Annotated in this window: 15 protein-coding genes and 1 pseudogene; 8 read left to right on the top strand and 8 right to left on the bottom strand. The window is 72.9% G+C overall.

Going from position 1 to position 14932, the window contains the following annotated elements:
• Positions 1 to 217: 217 nt before the first annotated feature.
• The 4 genes and pseudogenes from MFF61_RS17185 to MFF61_RS17170 form a co-directional block, all read right to left on the bottom strand.
• Positions 218 to 2494 (bottom strand): CDC48 family AAA ATPase, encoded by a 2277-nt coding sequence (locus MFF61_RS17185; RefSeq protein ID WP_238236426.1) that lies wholly within the window; start codon positions 2492 to 2494, stop codon positions 218 to 220.
• A gap of 138 nt (positions 2495 to 2632) precedes the next feature.
• Positions 2633 to 3529, bottom strand: coding sequence for a metallophosphoesterase family protein (locus tag MFF61_RS17180; protein ID WP_238236424.1), 897 nt, complete (start codon positions 3527 to 3529; stop codon positions 2633 to 2635).
• 86 nt (positions 3530 to 3615) lie between these two features.
• Complete coding sequence (locus MFF61_RS34050) at positions 3616 to 3822, bottom strand: hypothetical protein (RefSeq protein WP_373324722.1); 207 nt, start codon at positions 3820 to 3822, stop codon at positions 3616 to 3618.
• A gap of 137 nt (positions 3823 to 3959) precedes the next feature.
• A pseudogene (locus MFF61_RS17170) lies at positions 3960 to 4214 on the bottom strand (ferritin-like domain-containing protein); the annotation flags it as partial.
• Positions 4215 to 4512: 298 nt separating this feature from the next.
• On the opposite strand from MFF61_RS17170, the gene MFF61_RS17165 reads away from it, so the two are divergent.
• Complete coding sequence (locus MFF61_RS17165) at positions 4513 to 5817, top strand: 3-deoxy-D-manno-octulosonic acid transferase (RefSeq protein WP_238236422.1); 1305 nt, start codon at positions 4513 to 4515, stop codon at positions 5815 to 5817.
• 2 nt (positions 5818 to 5819) lie between these two features.
• On the top strand, positions 5820 to 6821 hold the full coding sequence (gene lpxK, locus MFF61_RS17160) for a tetraacyldisaccharide 4'-kinase (protein WP_238236420.1): 1002 nt from the start codon (positions 5820 to 5822) through the stop codon (positions 6819 to 6821).
• 12 nt (positions 6822 to 6833) lie between these two features.
• On the opposite strand, the gene MFF61_RS17155 is transcribed toward lpxK, so the two are convergent.
• Positions 6834 to 7052, bottom strand: a complete 219-nt coding sequence (locus MFF61_RS17155; protein WP_238236419.1) for a DUF2093 domain-containing protein — start codon at positions 7050 to 7052, stop codon at positions 6834 to 6836.
• A gap of 176 nt (positions 7053 to 7228) precedes the next feature.
• Here MFF61_RS17155 and MFF61_RS17150 point away from each other — a divergent pair, with 176 nt between their 5' ends.
• Entirely contained in the window at positions 7229 to 7957 is a 729-nt protein-coding gene (locus tag MFF61_RS17150; protein ID WP_238236418.1) for a class I SAM-dependent methyltransferase, read from the top strand.
• A gap of 123 nt (positions 7958 to 8080) precedes the next feature.
• Here the strand turns inward: MFF61_RS17150 and ldtR are convergent, their stop codons facing one another.
• The 3 genes from ldtR to MFF61_RS17135 all read right to left on the bottom strand — a co-directional run bounded on the left by ldtR (position 8081) and on the right by MFF61_RS17135 (position 10293).
• Positions 8081 to 8596: a transcriptional regulator LdtR gene (gene ldtR / locus MFF61_RS17145; protein WP_238236416.1), complete on the bottom strand. Its 516-nt coding sequence runs from the start codon at positions 8594 to 8596 to the stop codon at positions 8081 to 8083.
• Between the two features lie 169 nt (positions 8597 to 8765).
• Positions 8766 to 9233, bottom strand: coding sequence for a DUF6163 family protein (locus tag MFF61_RS17140; protein WP_238236412.1), 468 nt, complete (start codon positions 9231 to 9233; stop codon positions 8766 to 8768).
• 1 nt (position 9234) lies between these two features.
• The gene (locus MFF61_RS17135) at positions 9235 to 10293 is read right to left on the bottom strand and encodes an enoyl-CoA hydratase/isomerase family protein (protein WP_238236411.1); all 1059 of its coding nucleotides are present in this window, start codon (positions 10291 to 10293) and stop codon (positions 9235 to 9237) included.
• A gap of 199 nt (positions 10294 to 10492) precedes the next feature.
• Between MFF61_RS17135 and hemB the strand changes: the two genes are divergently transcribed.
• From hemB to MFF61_RS17110, 5 genes are all read left to right on the top strand, one after another.
• A complete protein-coding gene (gene hemB, locus MFF61_RS17130) occupies positions 10493 to 11542 on the top strand; it encodes a porphobilinogen synthase (protein ID WP_238236410.1) in 1050 nt (349 codons plus the stop codon).
• Positions 11539 to 11931, top strand: a complete 393-nt coding sequence (locus MFF61_RS17125) for a hypothetical protein (protein WP_238236406.1) — start codon at positions 11539 to 11541, stop codon at positions 11929 to 11931. Before hemB ends, MFF61_RS17125 begins: the two co-directional genes overlap by 4 nt.
• Positions 11932 to 12028: 97 nt before the next feature.
• Entirely contained in the window at positions 12029 to 13270 is a 1242-nt protein-coding gene (locus MFF61_RS17120) for a threonine ammonia-lyase (protein ID WP_238236405.1), read from the top strand.
• A gap of 72 nt (positions 13271 to 13342) precedes the next feature.
• Positions 13343 to 13849, top strand: coding sequence for an RDD family protein (locus tag MFF61_RS17115; protein WP_238236404.1), 507 nt, complete (start codon positions 13343 to 13345; stop codon positions 13847 to 13849).
• Positions 13850 to 13992: 143 nt separating this feature from the next.
• Entirely contained in the window at positions 13993 to 14739 is a 747-nt protein-coding gene (locus tag MFF61_RS17110; protein ID WP_238236403.1) for an arginyltransferase, read from the top strand.
• Positions 14740 to 14932: the final 193 nt, after the last annotated feature.

The raw sequence follows: 14932 nt of genomic DNA, 5'->3' as shown, positions 1-14932 counted from the left end.
AACTTGATTGCGCGAATAATCTGGAACTGCCCATTCCATGCTGTCCTACCGCTGCAGGATATTATTCCACACAAAATCACAAAATTTTCGACGGCGGAGAAATTCACCACCACACAACTTAGCATATCATAGAATCGACGGACGCACAACAAGACGCCAAACTTCCACACGAGATTTACCCCCGAAGTCGAGCACATCAGCAAATATTGCGTGACTCCTACTCCGCCGCCGGCCGGCTCGGTACGAAGCCGATCGGCTGGCGCTGCGGCCCTTCCTGCTTCAGCGTCCGCAGCATCGTCTCGTAATCCTGCTCCATCTCGGGGGTCACCGAGGGCCGGGTCTCCTGGAAGGCGGCGTCGAAATGCGCCTGGGTGACCGCGCTCGCCTCCAGATCGGCGCGCAAAGCCATCAGGCCGGCGCGGCGGGTGAGGTCCTCGAGGTCGGCGCCGGTGAAGCGCACGGTGCGCGCCGCGAGGTCGTCGAGGTCGACGTCGGGGCCGAGCGGCATGGCGCGGGTGTGGATGCCGAGGATGTGGCGGCGCCCGGCGGCGTTCGGCACCGGCACGTAGACGAGTTCGTCGAAGCGGCCGGGGCGCAGCAGCGCCGGGTCGACGAGGTTCGGCCGGTTGGTGGCCGCGATCACCACCACGCCCTGCAACTCTTCGAGCCCGTCCATCTCGGTCAGGATGGTGTTGACCACGCGCTCGGTGACGGCGGGTTCGCCGAGCCCGCCGCCGCGCACCGGCGCGAGCGAATCGACCTCGTCGATGAAGATCACCGTCGGGGCGACCTGCCGGGCGCGGGCAAAAAGGCGGGAGACCTGCTGCTCGGATTCGCCGTACCATTTCGAGAGCAGGTCGGAGGATTTCGTGGCCACGAAATTCGCCTGCGCCTCGCGCGCCACCGCCTTGGCGAGCAGGGTCTTGCCGGTGCCGGGCGGGCCGAACAGGAGAAAGCCCTTGGCCGGGCGGATGCCGATGCGCCGGAACGCCTCCGGGTTCCTGAGCGGGAGTTCGACCCCCTCGCGCAGCTTGGTCTGCACCTCGCCCAGGCCGCCCACGTCGTCCCAGCCGACATTGGGCACCTGGATCATGATCTCCCGCAGGGCCGAGGGCTGCACGCGCTTGAGGGCGTTCAGGAAGTCCTCGCGGCAGACCTGCAGGGTCTCCAGCACCTCGGGCGGGATGCCCTCCTTGAGGTTGATCCGCGGCAGCACCCGGCGGAGCGCGTCCATCGCCGCCTCGCGGGCGAGCGCCGAGAGGTCGGCGCCGACGAAGCCGTAGGTCGTGCGCGCGATCTCGTCGAGGTCGACATTGTCGCCGAGCGGCATGCCGCGGGTGTGGATGGTCAGCACCTCGCGCCGCCCGGGCTCGTCGGGCACGCCGATGACGATCTCGCGGTCGAAGCGGCCGGGCCGGCGCAGGGCCTCGTCGATGGCGTCGCGCCGGTTGGTGGCGCCGATCACCACGATGTTCTGGCGCGGCTCCAGCCCGTCCATCAGGGTGAGGAGCTGAGCCACGATGCGCCGCTCCACCTCGCCGCGGGCCTCCTCGCGCTTGGGCGCGATCGAGTCGATCTCGTCGATGAACACGATGGCGGGCGCGTTGCGCTGGGCCTCGGAAAAGATCTGGCGCAGGCGCTGCTCGGATTCGCCGTACTGGCTGCCCATGATCTCGGGGCCGGCGATGTGGAAGAACTGCGCCTCGGTCTCGTTGGCGACCGCGCGGGCGAGCAGGGTCTTGCCGGTGCCGGGCGGGCCGTAGAGGAGCACGCCCTTGGGCGGATCGATGCCGAGGCGCTGGAAGAGCTCGGGATGGCGCAGCGGCAGCTCCACCATCTCGCGCACCTGATCGACGGTCGAGCCGAGGCCGCCGATGTCGTCGTAGGTGACGTCGGCGCGGCGGGCCTCCTTGGGCTCTTCGTAGAGCGGGCGCAGATCGACCTCGGTCTCGGCCGTGATCTGCACGATGCCGCGGGCCGGCAGGGTCGAGACCACGACGAGGCGGATCTCCTGCAGGCCGTAGGCCGGCAGGTTGAACATCGAGCGCAGCTCCTCCGGCACCTGATCGCGCCCGGTGCGCGACTGCACGGAGGTGGAGATCACGTCGCCGGCGATCAGAGGCCGGCGGAAGAAGGTCCGGCGCAGCGCCTCGCCCGAGCCCTGCAGGCGCAGGTTCTTCTGGGCCGGCGCCAGGACGACGCGCTGGGCCGGGCGCACCTCGGCGCGGCGGATCTCGACGTAGTCGCCCGAGCCGACGCCCGCATTGACGCGCTGCAGCCCGTCGAGGCGGATGATGCTCAGGCCCTCGTCCTCCGCGCCGAGCGCGATGGCGAGCGCCGTGGTGTGGCGCTTGCCGATGATCTCGATCGCCTCGCCCTCCTGGATCTTCAGGGTATCGAGGAGCGCCGCCCCGATCCGGGCGACGCCGCGCCCGACATCCTGCGCCCGTGCGTTCGCGACCTGGGCTCTCACGCCGCCCGTCTCATCCGCCATGCCACTGCTCCGCTGGCCCGGCGGACCTCCGCGCCGTGGTGTGCCCGGCGCCCGACGTCCCGCCGGGCACGATCGGCGCCCCGCTCGCCCGGAGAACGTCCGCTGTTCTGATTTGTTGCCGCGGCCGCGCGGGCAGGGTCAGCCGCGCAGCAGCAGGGTGCCGAGTTCGCCCATGCGCCCCTCGGGCGTGAGCCCCCGCAGGAGCGCCGTGACGGCATAGCCGGTCCCGGTGCGCTCGAAGCCGTAGAGGTGCCAGCCCGCGCAATGCGCGAGCGTGCCGCCGCGCGCGGAGGCGGAGGGGGCGCCGATCACCGGCACGCGCCGCCCGTCCGGCCCGATCACGAAGGCGACCGAGCCGACATGGTTGTGGCCGTGCAGCACGAGGTCGGCGCCGACGCGCCGGATCATCGCCTCGAAGGCGCCCGCATCGGTGAGGTTGCGCCCGGGCTGTGCGCCGCCGAGATGGGGCGGGTGGTGGATCATCACCACGCGGCAGGGCCGCTCCGGCTCGCGCGCGAGGCTGCCGAGCAGCGCCTCCGCGGCCGCGAGCTGCCGGGTGCCGAGCCGCCCGCTCGCCACGAAGGGCGCGGTCGGGATCGCCGAGGAGAGGCCGACGAGGGCGAGCGGCCCGCGCCGCCGCAGGTACGGGAAGGCCTGCGCGCGCCCGGCATCGTCGCGCGTCCAGGGGCCGACCGCGCCGAGGAGCCCGTCGAGGGAGCCGCGCACGTAGGCGTCGTGGTTGCCCGGCACGAAGCTCACCGCCTCGGGCGCGCCCAGCGCCTCCAGGAAGACCCGGGCGGTGCCCCACTCGCTCGGCAGGCCGATGTTGCACAGGTCGCCCGTGCAGGCGATGTGGTCGGGCTCGGCCGCCAGCAGGTCGGCGACGAGTTCCTCCAGCACCTCCATGTCGTGCGTCAGGCGCCGGCCGCGGTTCCAGTTCACCCAGCCGGTCGCGCGCTTGCTCAGGAGCTGGCGCAGGCGGGGACGGGAGATCGGTCCGACATGCGGATCGGTCAGGTGGGCGAGACGGTACATCGCGGCGGGACGCGCGCTGGCTCCGGTTGAGCGGGTCGCGTGTCCCTCTCCCACGCGCCCGCCGCGCCGCCAAGGCGAAAATCGCCTCAGGCGCTGCCGATGGCGATACCCGCCAGCAGGACGAGCAGACCGCCCAGCACCACCTGCAGCGCGGCGCGCCAGAACGGCGTCTGCATGGACCGGGTGCGGATCGCGGCGATCGCCAGGAGTTCGCAGGAGATCGACCCCGCCGCGAACATCGGGACCGGGCGGTCGAACAGCCCCGTCGGACCGGGCCGGACGCCGCGCAGCACGAACAGGCGGCAGGCCGCGTGACCAGCTGGCGCGCCTCAAGGTCCCGAGACAGGGAGGCGGCGCTCGTGGAAGGCGGCCCGCGCCTCCGTCGCCCCGGCCGCCCGGCTCAGGCGGACGGAGGCCCTGGCACCCGGGGCCGCCGCGAAGACCCTTTGACATCCTCCCGCCGCACGGGCGGCAGATGCTCGCCGAATCGCCCGCGATAGGCGGCGCAGAGATCGTCGCGGTGCCGCCGCTCCTCCTGGGCCATGTCGTCGAACAGGGCGGCCGAGGCGGGAAAGTCGGCCCGCGTCTGCTCGGCGAAGCTGCGGTAGATGCGCGAATCCTCCTCCTCGTTGGCGATGGCCAGGGCCAGGACCTCGCGTTCGGTGAGATCGGACAATGCCTTCATGTCAGCCTCGAATTGGAATAATTCAAATCTGAGCCCTGGGCCGCGCGGCGACAAGGCGGACATCACGGTTTCGTGCTCCGCAGGACCCGCCGGTATGCCGCCCGGCACGGACCGCGCCGGTTGCGCACCGGCCGCCGGCGACGCTAGACGGCAGCGCGCGTCCCGGCCGGACCGGTCCGCCGGCGCGCCGCTCCCTCTCTCCGGCCTTCCAGCGCCGAGGCCGCACCTCTCCCCAGCGCCGGACTCGCAGCATGAGCCACGCCCCCTGCACCGGTCGTCCCGTGCGGCCCGCCTCCGCATGACCCGCCGCGCCGTCCCTCCCCTGCTCCGGGCCTACCATTACGGCCTGATCGCCCTCGAACCGGCCCTCGCCGGCCTGCTCGCGTGGCGCCGCCGCAAGGGCAAGGAGGACCCGCTGCGCCTGCCCGAGCGGGTCGGGCGGCCGGGCCGGCCGCGGCCGGCGGGGCCTCTCGTCTGGGCGCACGGCGCCAGCATCGGCGAGGCCCTGTCCCTGATCGGGCTCGTCGAGCGGCTGACGCAGCGCGGCTTCACGGTGCTGGTGACCTCCGGCACCCGCACCTCGGCGGAGCTGCTGGCCGCGCGGCTGCCGACGGGCGCCCTGCACCAGTTCGCGCCGCTCGACGCGCCCCGCTACGTCGAGCGCTTCCTCGACCATTGGCGCCCCGATCTCGCGCTCGTGGCCGAATCCGAACTCTGGCCCAACACCATCCTGGCCCTCGACCGGCGCGGCGTGCCGCTGATCCTGGTGAACGGCCGGATGTCGGAGCGGTCCGCCAACGGCTGGGCGCGCACGCCGGATCTCGCCCGGGCGGTGCTGTCGCGCATCGCGGTCTGCCTCGTGCAGACCCGCGAGGAGGCCGACCGCTTCCTGCGCCTGGGGGCGCCGCGGGTGATGGTGAGCGGCAACCTGAAGTTCGACGCCGCGCCCCCGCCCGCCGACCCGCAGGCGCTCGGGCAGCTCGCCGGCCTCGTGCAGGGGCGCCCGGTCTGGCTCGCCGCCTCCACGCATCCGGGCGAGGAGGAGATGGTCACGGCCGCGCACCGGGCGCTCGCCGCGCGCTGTCCGGCGCTCCTCACCGTCGTGGTGCCCCGCCATCCCCGGCGCGGCCCGGCGCTCGCCGCCGCCGCGCAGGGCGCGGGCCTGCGGGCCGCCCTGCGCAGCCAGGGCGGGCTGCCGGACAGCCGCACCGACCTCTACGTCGCCGACACGGTGGGGGAACTCGGGCTGTTCTACCGCCTGAGCCCGCTCGCGGTGATGGGCGGCTCCTTCGTGGAGCATGGCGGCCAGAACCCGATCGAGGCGGCGCGGCTCGACTGCGCCATCCTGCACGGGCCGCACGTCTGGAACTTCGCCCAGGCCTACGAGGTGCTCGGCGCGGCCGGGGGCGCGCGGCCGCTCGCCGGTGCGGCGGACCTCGCCGCGGCGGTGGGCGGCCTTCTGGGCGAGCCCGAGCGCCTGCGCGCGATGGCGGAGGCGGGGCGCGGCGCGGTCGCGGCCTGCGAGGGCGCGCTGGAGCGCACGCTGGCGGCCCTCGAACCCTTCATCTGCCAGATGAAGATCGCCGGCCGCTTCGGCGCCTGACCATGCGTCCCCCCGCATTCTGGTGGCGGGAGGCGCCCACCCTGCCGGCGCGGCTCCTGGCGCCGTTCGGCCGGCTCTACGGGGGCCACGTCGCCCGGCGCATGGCGCGCGCGGGCGCGCCCGGCCCGGTGCCGGTGATCTGCGTCGGCAACGTCGGCCTGGGGGGCGCGGGCAAGACGCCCACCGCCCTCGCGCTGGCGGACCTCCTGCGCACGCTCGGGCACAGGCCGGCCTTCCTGTCGCGCGGCTACGGCGGACGCCTCGACGGGGTGCCGGTCGAGCCCGGGCGGCACGGGGCGGCGGAGGTCGGCGACGAGCCCCTGCTGCTGGCGCGCGCCGCGCCCACCGTCGTCGCCCGCGACCGGCCGGCCGGGGCGGCGCTCTGCGCCGCCCTCGGCGCGGACGTGATCGTGATGGATGACGGGCTGCAGAACCCTTCCCTGCGCAAGGACCTCGCGCTCGCGGTGTTCGATGCCGGGGTCGGCATCGGCAACGGCCTTGCCTTTCCGGCAGGCCCCCTGCGGGCGCCGCTCGACGCCCACTGGCCGCTGATCGACGCCGCGGTGATCGTGGGCGAGGGCGCCGCGGGCGAGCGGATCGCCGCGCAGGCCGAGGCGCGCGGCCTCCTCGCGGTGCGCGCCGCCCTGCGGCCCGACCCGCAGGACGCGGCGGCGCTCGCCGGGCAGCCGGTGCTCGCCTTCGCGGGGATCGGGCGACCGGACAAATTCTTCGACAGCCTGCGGGCGGTCGGGGCGCAGGTGCGGGCGACCCGGGCGTTTCCGGATCACCACCGCTACCGGCCGCGGGACCTCTCCGCCCTGGAGCGCGAGGCGTCGCAGGCCGGCCTCAGGCTCGTCACCACCGAGAAGGACCGGGTGAAGCTGCCGCCGGACGCCGCCGTGACGACGCTGCCGGTGCGGCTCGTCATCGCGGACGACGGCACGCTGCGGGCGCGGCTCGCCGAGCGCCTCGCGGGCCGGGCCCCGCTCTCCCGTGCGCGTTGACGGGACAGCCCGTTACGGCCGGCCGGTCTCCCGCAGCCGCTGCAGCGCGGCCTCGGGGGTCGCGTAGGGCTCCTGGCGCGCGACGCTCCAGTAGCGCAAGTCATCGAGGGGGATCTCGGCACCGGTCACGGCGCAGCGCACGAAGCGGCCTGGCCGAACGACGCGCAGGTTGCTGTCGCCGTACTCGACGACGGCCTCCCCCGACCCTCCGCGCTCGAACCGTCCCAGCATCGCGATCCCCGTCTCGTCCCGACCGGACGCGGTGTACGTCCGCCGGGCGCGTCTGTCGACGGCTTCCTCCGGCGGCCCGCGCCGGCCGGCCCCGGCGAGGCCTTGTGTTTTCCGCGACGACCGATGAAGGTGACGCCGCCATTCTCGACCATTGATCAGACCTGACCGGACACAGTATGCCCAACATCAGACGCAAGATCGGCCGCCTGATCGGTCGCGGTCAGCCGAAATTGTCTCGCCAGGATTACAAGCAGACCTGGAACTCGATCTCCGAGTCGGAGGATGCCGCCAAGATGGCGGTCGCCGGCCATACGGACGAGGCGCTCTACAAGGATACGGGCCTGGCGACCAAGCGGATGCTGGAGGAGACGGTCGGGGTCCGTCCCGACGACGTGATCCTGGAGATCGGCGCCGGGGTCGGTCGCGTGGGGGCCGTGCTCGCACCGGTGTGCCGCAAGTGGATCGGTGCCGATGTGTCCGCCGGCATGGTCCGGCACATGCGCCAGCGGCTGGCCGCCTTTCCGAACGCGGAACCCGTCGAGATCAGCGGCTTCGATCTCGCGCCGATCGCCGACGCCTCGGTCGACATGGTCTACAGCACGATCGTGTTCATGCACCTGGAGGAGTGGGACCGCTACAACTACGTCCGCGAGGCCTACCGGGTGCTCAAGCCGGGCGGCCGCCTCTACGTCGACAACGTCAACCAGCTCACCGATGCGGGCTGGGAGGTCTTCGAGGCGCATCGCGCGATCCCGCCGCAGAAGCGCCCGCCCTACATCAGCAAGACCTCGACCCCGCAGGAATTGATCAACTATCTCACGCGTGCGGGCTTCGAAGGCATCCGGAACTTCGACCGGGAGCGGTACGTGGTGGTGTACGGCGCGAAGCCCCAGCGGTCCTCCTGATCGGGATTCGGCGCAGCGCCGCGCGGGTCCGGCCGGCCCAAACGGCGGGTCCGGCCGCCAAAAACGGCGGCGGCCGCGGAGCGCCGTGCCCCGCGGCCGCCGTCGTGCCGAGGTCCGGGCCGGTCAGAGCCGGTAGCGGATCTGGTCGGTCCAGAACCGCTCCAGGCGGGCGAGCGCCAGGTTGAGGCGGCCGAAATCGTCCTCCGAGATGCCGCCGATCGGCTGGATCGTCTTGGCGTGCTTGTCGTAGAGGCCGCGGACGATCTCATGGACCTCGCGGCCCTTCTCGGTGAGGCTGATGCGCACCGAGCGCCGGTCGGTCTTCGAGCGGGCGTGGTGCAGGTAGCCGGCCTCCACCAGCTTCTTGACGTTGTAGGAGACATTCGAGCCGAGGTAGTAGCCGCGGGTGCGCAGCTCGCTCGCGGTCAGTTCCTTGTCGCCGATGTTGTAGAGCAGGAGCGCCTGGACGCTGTTGACGTCCTCGCGGCCGCGGCGCTCGAACTCGTCCTTGATCACGTCGAGGAGCCGGCGGTGCAGGCGCTCGACGAGGTGGAGGGCCTCCAGGTAGTGGGGGCGGACCGACGCGTCGGCCTCGGGAGCCCGGGTCTGATCGGCGACCTTCAACGCTTGGTTCTTCATGGCTGCCTCGCTGTACGGGGTGCGTCGGCGGTGTGTCCCGCTCCGCTTATGCAGCCAACCTAGGTCGACCCCGTGAATTTGGGTTTAAACGACAGGCTAAATTCTCGATTTACCGATGTAGGTAAATTGAAGATAAATCGCGCGATTGACCCCCTCGCGGCGCCGGGCCTCAGCGTATCTCGCGCGAGGCGAGCCAGGACACGATAAAGTAAAGCGTAACGATGACTGCATCGAAGGCGAGGTTGGCGAGGCTCATCGGGAGGAGGAGCGGCGTCAGCAGGGCCAGCACGAAGGCGGAGGTGGCGGCGAGGAGCCAGACCACGCCGCCCCAGGCGCTCGCGAGCCACAGGCCCACCGCCGCCAGGAGGTCGATCACCCCGAAGTAGATGATGACGGCCTGCCGGCCGATCGGCGCGCCCTCGAACGGGGGCGCGTCGGGCCGCGCGCCCAGGATCTCGGCCCAGGCGCTCAGCCCCTTGAGCATCCAGATCACCGCCACGATGCGCATGAACCAGACCAGCACCACGTCCCAGCGGGTGCGGGCGGAGGGCTGGGTGCGCTCGATGCGGTCGCTGCCGTCCTCCGCCAGCGCGATGCGGCGGGGCGCCGGGGCCTTCACCTTGGCGAAGCCGCGCATCTCAGGAGAACCGGGGTTCGTCGGGCAGGGCTGCGAAATAGGCCGCGACCACCTCCGGCGTCACCGCGTCGAGGCGCGCCGGGTTCCAGCGCGGCGCCCCGTCCTTGTCGATGATCACGGCGCGCACGCCCTCGAAGAAGTCGTGCCCCTGGAGGATGCGCGTCACGATGCGGTACTCGGTGCGCATCGCCTCGGGGAAACTCAAGGCGCCGCCCCGGCGCATCTGCTCGCAGGCCACCCCGAGGCTGGTAGGCGAGCGCGTGCGGATCGTGGCAGCGGCGGCGGCGGCGAAGTCCGAGCCCTGCGCGGCGGCCGCGTCGAGCCGCGCCAGCACCTCGGCCACGTCGCCCTCCCCGAAGCAGGCGGCGATGAGCGCACGCGCGGCGGCCACCGGGCCGGGGGCCGGCGCGTCTGCGGGCGCGTGGCGCGCCAGCACCTCCTCCACCGCCCCTCCGGCGGCGAGCGCCTCGGCGATGGCCTCGAAGGACGCCGCCGGGGCGGCGTGCGTGGCCAGCCCCACCGCCAGGGCATCCCCCCGCCCGATCCGCTCGCCCGTGAGCGCGAGGTAGACCCCCACGGCATCGGGGAGCCGCGGCAACGCGTAGGTCGCCCCGACGTCCGGGAAGAAGCCGATGGCGACCTCGGGCATCGCGAAGGCGTAGCGCTCGCCCGCCACCCGGTGCGAGCCGTGCAGCGACAGACCGACCCCGCCGCCCATCACGATCCCGTCGATGAGCGAGACGATCGGCTTGTGGTAGCGGTGGATGAGGGCGTTGAGGGCGTATTCCGCGCGCCAGAAGGCGTCGACCGCCTCGCCGCGGCCGCCCCGCGCGTCGTCGTGCAGGCGGCGGATGTCGCCGCCCGCGCAGAAGGCGCGGCCCGCCGCGCGCAGCACGATGCAGGCGATGCCCGGCTCCTGCGCCCAGGCGTCCAGCGCCTGCCGCATCCGGGCCACCATGCCGAGCGTCAGCGCGTTGAGGGCCTGCGGGCGATTGAGGGTGACGAGGCCGGCCGCGCCGCGCCGCTCGCACAGGATCTCGTCATCCGCCGCGTCCGCCATCCCGTCCTCCGCAGGTTGCCTCGGCGGTAAACCAGCCGGGGCGCGGTGCGTCAACGCGAGCGGCGCGCCCGCCGCCGGACTGCCATGTGGGCGGCGCTCGCCCGGGCGGGTTCTGGCCCCGCCGAGAACGTGCTAGCCGTAGGTGAGAAGAATGACAGCGGCCCGTGCCCGCGCGGGCTCGGGAGGCCTGAGAAACCCGATGTCGCAGATCCAGCCCCTCGCCCGCCCCCTTGCCCGCGATGCCGCGCGCAGCGACGCCCCCGGCCTCGCGCTGGCCCAGCGCCCGCGGCGCAACCGCAAGGCCGAGTGGTCGCGCCGTCTCGTGCGCGAGGCGACGCTGACCGTCGACGACCTGATCTGGCCGCTCTTCCTCATCGAGGGCGAGGGACGGCGCGAGCCCGTGGCCTCCATGCCGGGGGTCGAGCGCCTGAGCGTGGACGAGGCGGTGCGCACCGCCGAGCAGGCGGCGGCCCTGCGCATCCCGGCGATCTCGTTCTTTCCCTACGTCGATCCAGCGCTGCGCGACGAGACCGGCTCGGAGGCGCTCAACCGCAACAACCTCGTCTGCCGGGCGGTGCGGGCCGTGAAGGCGGCGGTGCCGGAAATCGGCATCATCACCGACGTGGCGCTCGACCCCTACACCAGCCACGGCCATGACGGGCTCCTGCGCGACACCGTGATCGTCAACGACGAGACGGTGGCGCTGCTGGTGGAGCAGAGTCTGATCCAGGCCGAGGCCGGCACCGACGTGATCGCCCCCTCCGACATGATGGACGGGCGCGTCGGCGCGATCCGGGCCGGGCTCGACAAGGCCGGTTTCCGCGACGTGCAGATCATGACCTACGCGGCCAAGTACGCCAGCGCCTTCTACGGCCCGTTCCGCGACGCGATCGGCACCAGCGCGACCCTCAAGGGCGACAAGCGCACCTACCAGATGGATCCCGGCAACAGCGAGGAGGCCCTGCGCGAGGTGGCGCTCGACCTCGACGAGGGCGCCGATTCCGTCATGGTCAAGCCGGGCCTACCCTATCTCGACATCATCCGGCGCGTGAAGGACGGGTTCGGGGTGCCGACCTTCGCCTACCAGGTCTCGGGCGAGTACGCGATGATCGCGGCCGCCGCCCAGAACGGCTGGCTCGACGGCGAGCGCGCCATGCTGGAGAGCCTGCTCGCCTTCAAGCGCGCCGGGGCGGACGGCGTCTTCACCTACTTCGCGCCCCGCGTCGCGGAGCGGCTGCGGGCCGGGTGAGACGCGCCCTCGCGCCCGTCGCGGCGGCCCTGCCGGCGGCCTGTGCGCTCGCCCTGCTGGGAGCCTGCGCGATCGACCTCGACCCCGAGCGGGCGCGGGTGTGCCGCCGGGTGCTGCCGACCCTGGTCGAGCCGGGCGGGAGCCTGCGGGTGCTGCGCGCCGGCCCGGGCGAGAGCCCCCGCAGCGTGCGCGTGGACTACACGGAGGAGCGGCCGGGCCGCCCCCCGCGCACCCGCCGGGCGGAGTGCCGCTTCTCGGAGATGAGCCGCACCGACCTCTCGGGCGTGGTGAGCGACGGCGTGCCGGTGGGCGGCGCCTCGCTCTACCTGCTCAAGCGCTACTATCTCGACACGCCGGACGCCGTGGTCGCCGAGCCGGGGGCGGGCTGAGCCGCCCGGGCTGCGGGCGGTGCATTCTTAAGCGGCGCGGATCATGCTGCGGCCAGGCAGGCCCGCCGCCGCGGGCCGGATCCGGGAGGCGTCGCGCGTGAGCCAGCCCTATGCCATCGCCCCCGACGACGTCGCCCGGGCGGCGCAGACCATCCGGGGCCACGTGCTGCGCACGCCGCTCGTGCCCGCCCCGCGCCTGTCGCAGCTCACCGGCGCCCGGGTGCTCGTCAAGCACGAGAACATGCAGGCGACCGGTGCCTTCAAGGAGCGCGGCGCGGTCAACCGCCTGAGCGCGCTGGCGCCCGACGAGCGCCGCCGCGGGGTGGTGGCGATGTCGGCCGGCAACCACGCCCAGGCGGTGGCCTACCATGCGAGCCGCCTGGGCATCCCCGCCACCATCGTGATGCCGGCCACGACCCCGCTGGTGAAGGTGGAGAACACCCGCGCGCACGGCGCCACGGTGCTGCTGCAGGGCGAGACGCTGGCCGAGGCGGCGGAGTTGGCCGGCACCCTGGTGGCCGAGCGCGGCCTCGTCCTCGTCCACCCCTACGACGACCCGGCGGTGATGGCCGGCCAGGGCACGGTCGCGCTGGAGATGCTGGAGGATGCGCCGGACCTCGACTGCCTCGTGGTGCCGATCGGCGGCGGCGGCCTGATGGCCGGCATCGCAATCGCCGCGATGGCCCGCCCCGACCTCGACCTCGTCGGCGTCGAGGCGGCGCTCTACCCCTCCTTCCTCAACGCCATCGACGGCACCGCCCGTCCGGTCGGCGGCCCGACCCTCGCCGAGGGCATCGCGGTCAAGACCGTCGGGCGCCTCACCCTGCCGATCATCCGCGACCGGGTGCGCGAGATCGTGCTGGTGGACGAGCCGCAGATCGAGCGGGCGGTGCACGATTACGCGACGCTCCAGCGCAGCCTCGCGGAGGGCGCGGGGGCGGCGGGGCTCGCCGCCATGATGGCCCGGCCGGACCTCTTCGCCGGCCGCACGGTCGGCCTCGTCCTGTGCGGCGGCAACATCGACGCGCGGCTCCTCGCCTCCGTGATGGTGCGCGAACTGGAGCGGGAGGATTGCATCGTCTCGTTCCGGATGACGGCGAGCGACCGGCCCGGCGTGCTCGGGCGGGTCGCCGGGCGGCTCGGCGACCTCGGCGCCAACATCCTGGAGGTCTCGCACGGGCGCCTGCACCTCGACGTGCCGGCCAAGAGCGTGTCGATCGACGTCACCATCGAGACCCGCGGCCCCGTCCACACCGCCGAGATCCTCGACACCCTGAACCGCGAGGGCCTGAACCCGCGCCGCATCGGCCCTCACGGCGGCAGCCTCACGGGAAGCTGATCGCGCGGCCCTTGAGCGGGGCCGGCGCCAGACCCACCTATCGTCCATCACGCACCCGATGGAGCGCGGGCGATGGCGAATTCGTGGCAGGGCAATGTCGGGCCGGGCCAGTCCTGGCAGGGGTATCCGGGCCCGATGCCGGGCTACGGCCCGCCGGCCGTGGTGGCCTACGCGTCGCTCACCCGGCGCTTCTTCGCCTACCTCCTCGACATCGTCTTCATCTTCGGCTTCACCTGCCTGCTTTGGCTGGCGATCGCCTTCATCGGCGTCATCACCTTCGGGCTCGGCTGGACGCTGTTCGCGATCCTGCCGGCGAGCGGCATCCTTTACGCGGCGGTCACGCTCGGGGGCGAGAAGCAGAGCACGCTCGGCATGCGCATGCTCGGGCTGCGCGGCGTCCAGGCCGAGACCGGCGGGCCGGTGGACTGGATCACCGCGGGCGTGCACGCGCTGCTGTTCTACGTCGCGGTCTCGACCTTCCTGCTCTGGCTGGTCGATATCGGCATCGGGCTCCTGCGCCAGGACCGGCGCACCGGCCACGACCTCATCGTCGGGCTGGCCATCGTCGAGGCCCGCTGAGCGGGCTCCCGCTGATCGGGCCTAAGCCGGAAGAGCGAGCGATTCCCTCCGCCCATCGCCGGCCGGCCTGTTGAGCCGCCAGGACGCGATGCTATGCTGATCCGCGCGGTGCCTCGAGGCCGCGCCTGCGAGCGACCCGAAGCGTGACCAGCCATCCGCGCGACGCCCCCCAATTCTACCTCACGGCGCCCTCGCCCTGCCCCTATCTGCCGGGGCAGCAGGAGCGGAAGGTCTTCACCCACCTCGTCGGCCGCCGCGCCCGCGATCTCAACGAGATCCTGACGCAGGGCGGCTTCCGCCGCTCGCAGACCATCGCCTACCGGCCGGCCTGCGAGACCTGCCGCGCCTGCATCTCGGTGCGTGTCGTCGTCAACGACTTCGTGCCGAGCCCGAGCCAGCGCCGGGTGACGCGGCGCAACCGCGACCTCGTGGGCCAGCCCCAGCCGAACCGCCCGGCCTCGGAGCAATACGCCCTGTTCCGCCGCTACCTCGACGCCCGCCACGGCGACGGCGGCATGGTCGACATGACCGTGCTCGACTACGCCATGATGGTCGAGGACAGCCACGTCGAGACCCATCTCGTGGTCTACCGCAAGCGCGGCCCCGACACCGCCATCAACGGCCGCGGCATCGGCGCGCCCGTCGCGGTCTGCCTCACCGACGTCCTCTCGGACGGGCTGTCGATGGTCTACTCGTTCTACGAGCCCGGCGAGGCCGACCGCTCGCTCGGCACCTACATGATCCTCGACCACATCGAGCGCGCCCGGCTGCTCGGCCTGCCCTACCTCTACCTCGGCTACTGGGTCGAGGGCTCGCGCAAGATGGACTACAAGGCCAAGTTCGCCCCCCAGGAGCGGCTGATGCCGCAGGGCTGGGCGCGGGTGGAGTGAGGCCGGCGCTCAGGCGCCGGGCAGTGCCGCGAGGCGGGCGGCGAGGTCGCGATGGAGGTCCGCGCCTCGCTCACCGGCGAGGGCGACCTCTGGATCGTCTCCGGTGAGACCGAGGCCGAGTTCAAGGTCACGCTGACCTGGGGCAAGAAGTAGAGCCTCCGCCGCCCCTGTCGCGCCGGCGCCACAACCGCCG

Origin of the sequence: Methylobacterium isbiliense (assembly GCF_022179325.1) — a bacterium.
Classification (GTDB): Bacteria; Pseudomonadota; Alphaproteobacteria; order Rhizobiales; family Beijerinckiaceae; genus Methylobacterium; species Methylobacterium isbiliense.
The sequence above is the reverse complement of the archived record's forward strand: the minus strand, read 5'-3'. Positions and strand labels throughout refer to the sequence as shown.

Excerpts from the sequence above, each read along its gene's own strand:
- MFF61_RS17185 (WP_238236426.1), bottom strand. The coding sequence starts at position 2,494 with ATGGCGGATGAGACGGGCGGCGTGAGAGCCCAGGTCGCGAACGCACGG.
- MFF61_RS17180 (WP_238236424.1), bottom strand. The coding sequence starts at position 3,529 with ATGTACCGTCTCGCCCACCTGACCGATCCGCATGTCGGACCGATCTCC.
- MFF61_RS17165 (WP_238236422.1), top strand. The coding sequence starts at position 4,513 with ATGACCCGCCGCGCCGTCCCTCCCCTGCTCCGGGCCTACCATTACGGC.
- lpxK (WP_238236420.1), top strand. The coding sequence starts at position 5,820 with ATGCGTCCCCCCGCATTCTGGTGGCGGGAGGCGCCCACCCTGCCGGCG.
- MFF61_RS17155 (WP_238236419.1), bottom strand. The coding sequence starts at position 7,052 with ATGCTGGGACGGTTCGAGCGCGGAGGGTCGGGGGAGGCCGTCGTCGAG.
- MFF61_RS17150 (WP_238236418.1), top strand. The coding sequence starts at position 7,229 with ATGCCCAACATCAGACGCAAGATCGGCCGCCTGATCGGTCGCGGTCAG.
- ldtR (WP_238236416.1), bottom strand. The coding sequence starts at position 8,596 with ATGAAGAACCAAGCGTTGAAGGTCGCCGATCAGACCCGGGCTCCCGAG.
- MFF61_RS17140 (WP_238236412.1), bottom strand. The coding sequence starts at position 9,233 with ATGCGCGGCTTCGCCAAGGTGAAGGCCCCGGCGCCCCGCCGCATCGCG.
- MFF61_RS17135 (WP_238236411.1), bottom strand. The coding sequence starts at position 10,293 with ATGGCGGACGCGGCGGATGACGAGATCCTGTGCGAGCGGCGCGGCGCG.
- hemB (WP_238236410.1), top strand. The coding sequence starts at position 10,493 with ATGTCGCAGATCCAGCCCCTCGCCCGCCCCCTTGCCCGCGATGCCGCG.
- MFF61_RS17115 (WP_238236404.1), top strand. The coding sequence starts at position 13,343 with ATGGCGAATTCGTGGCAGGGCAATGTCGGGCCGGGCCAGTCCTGGCAG.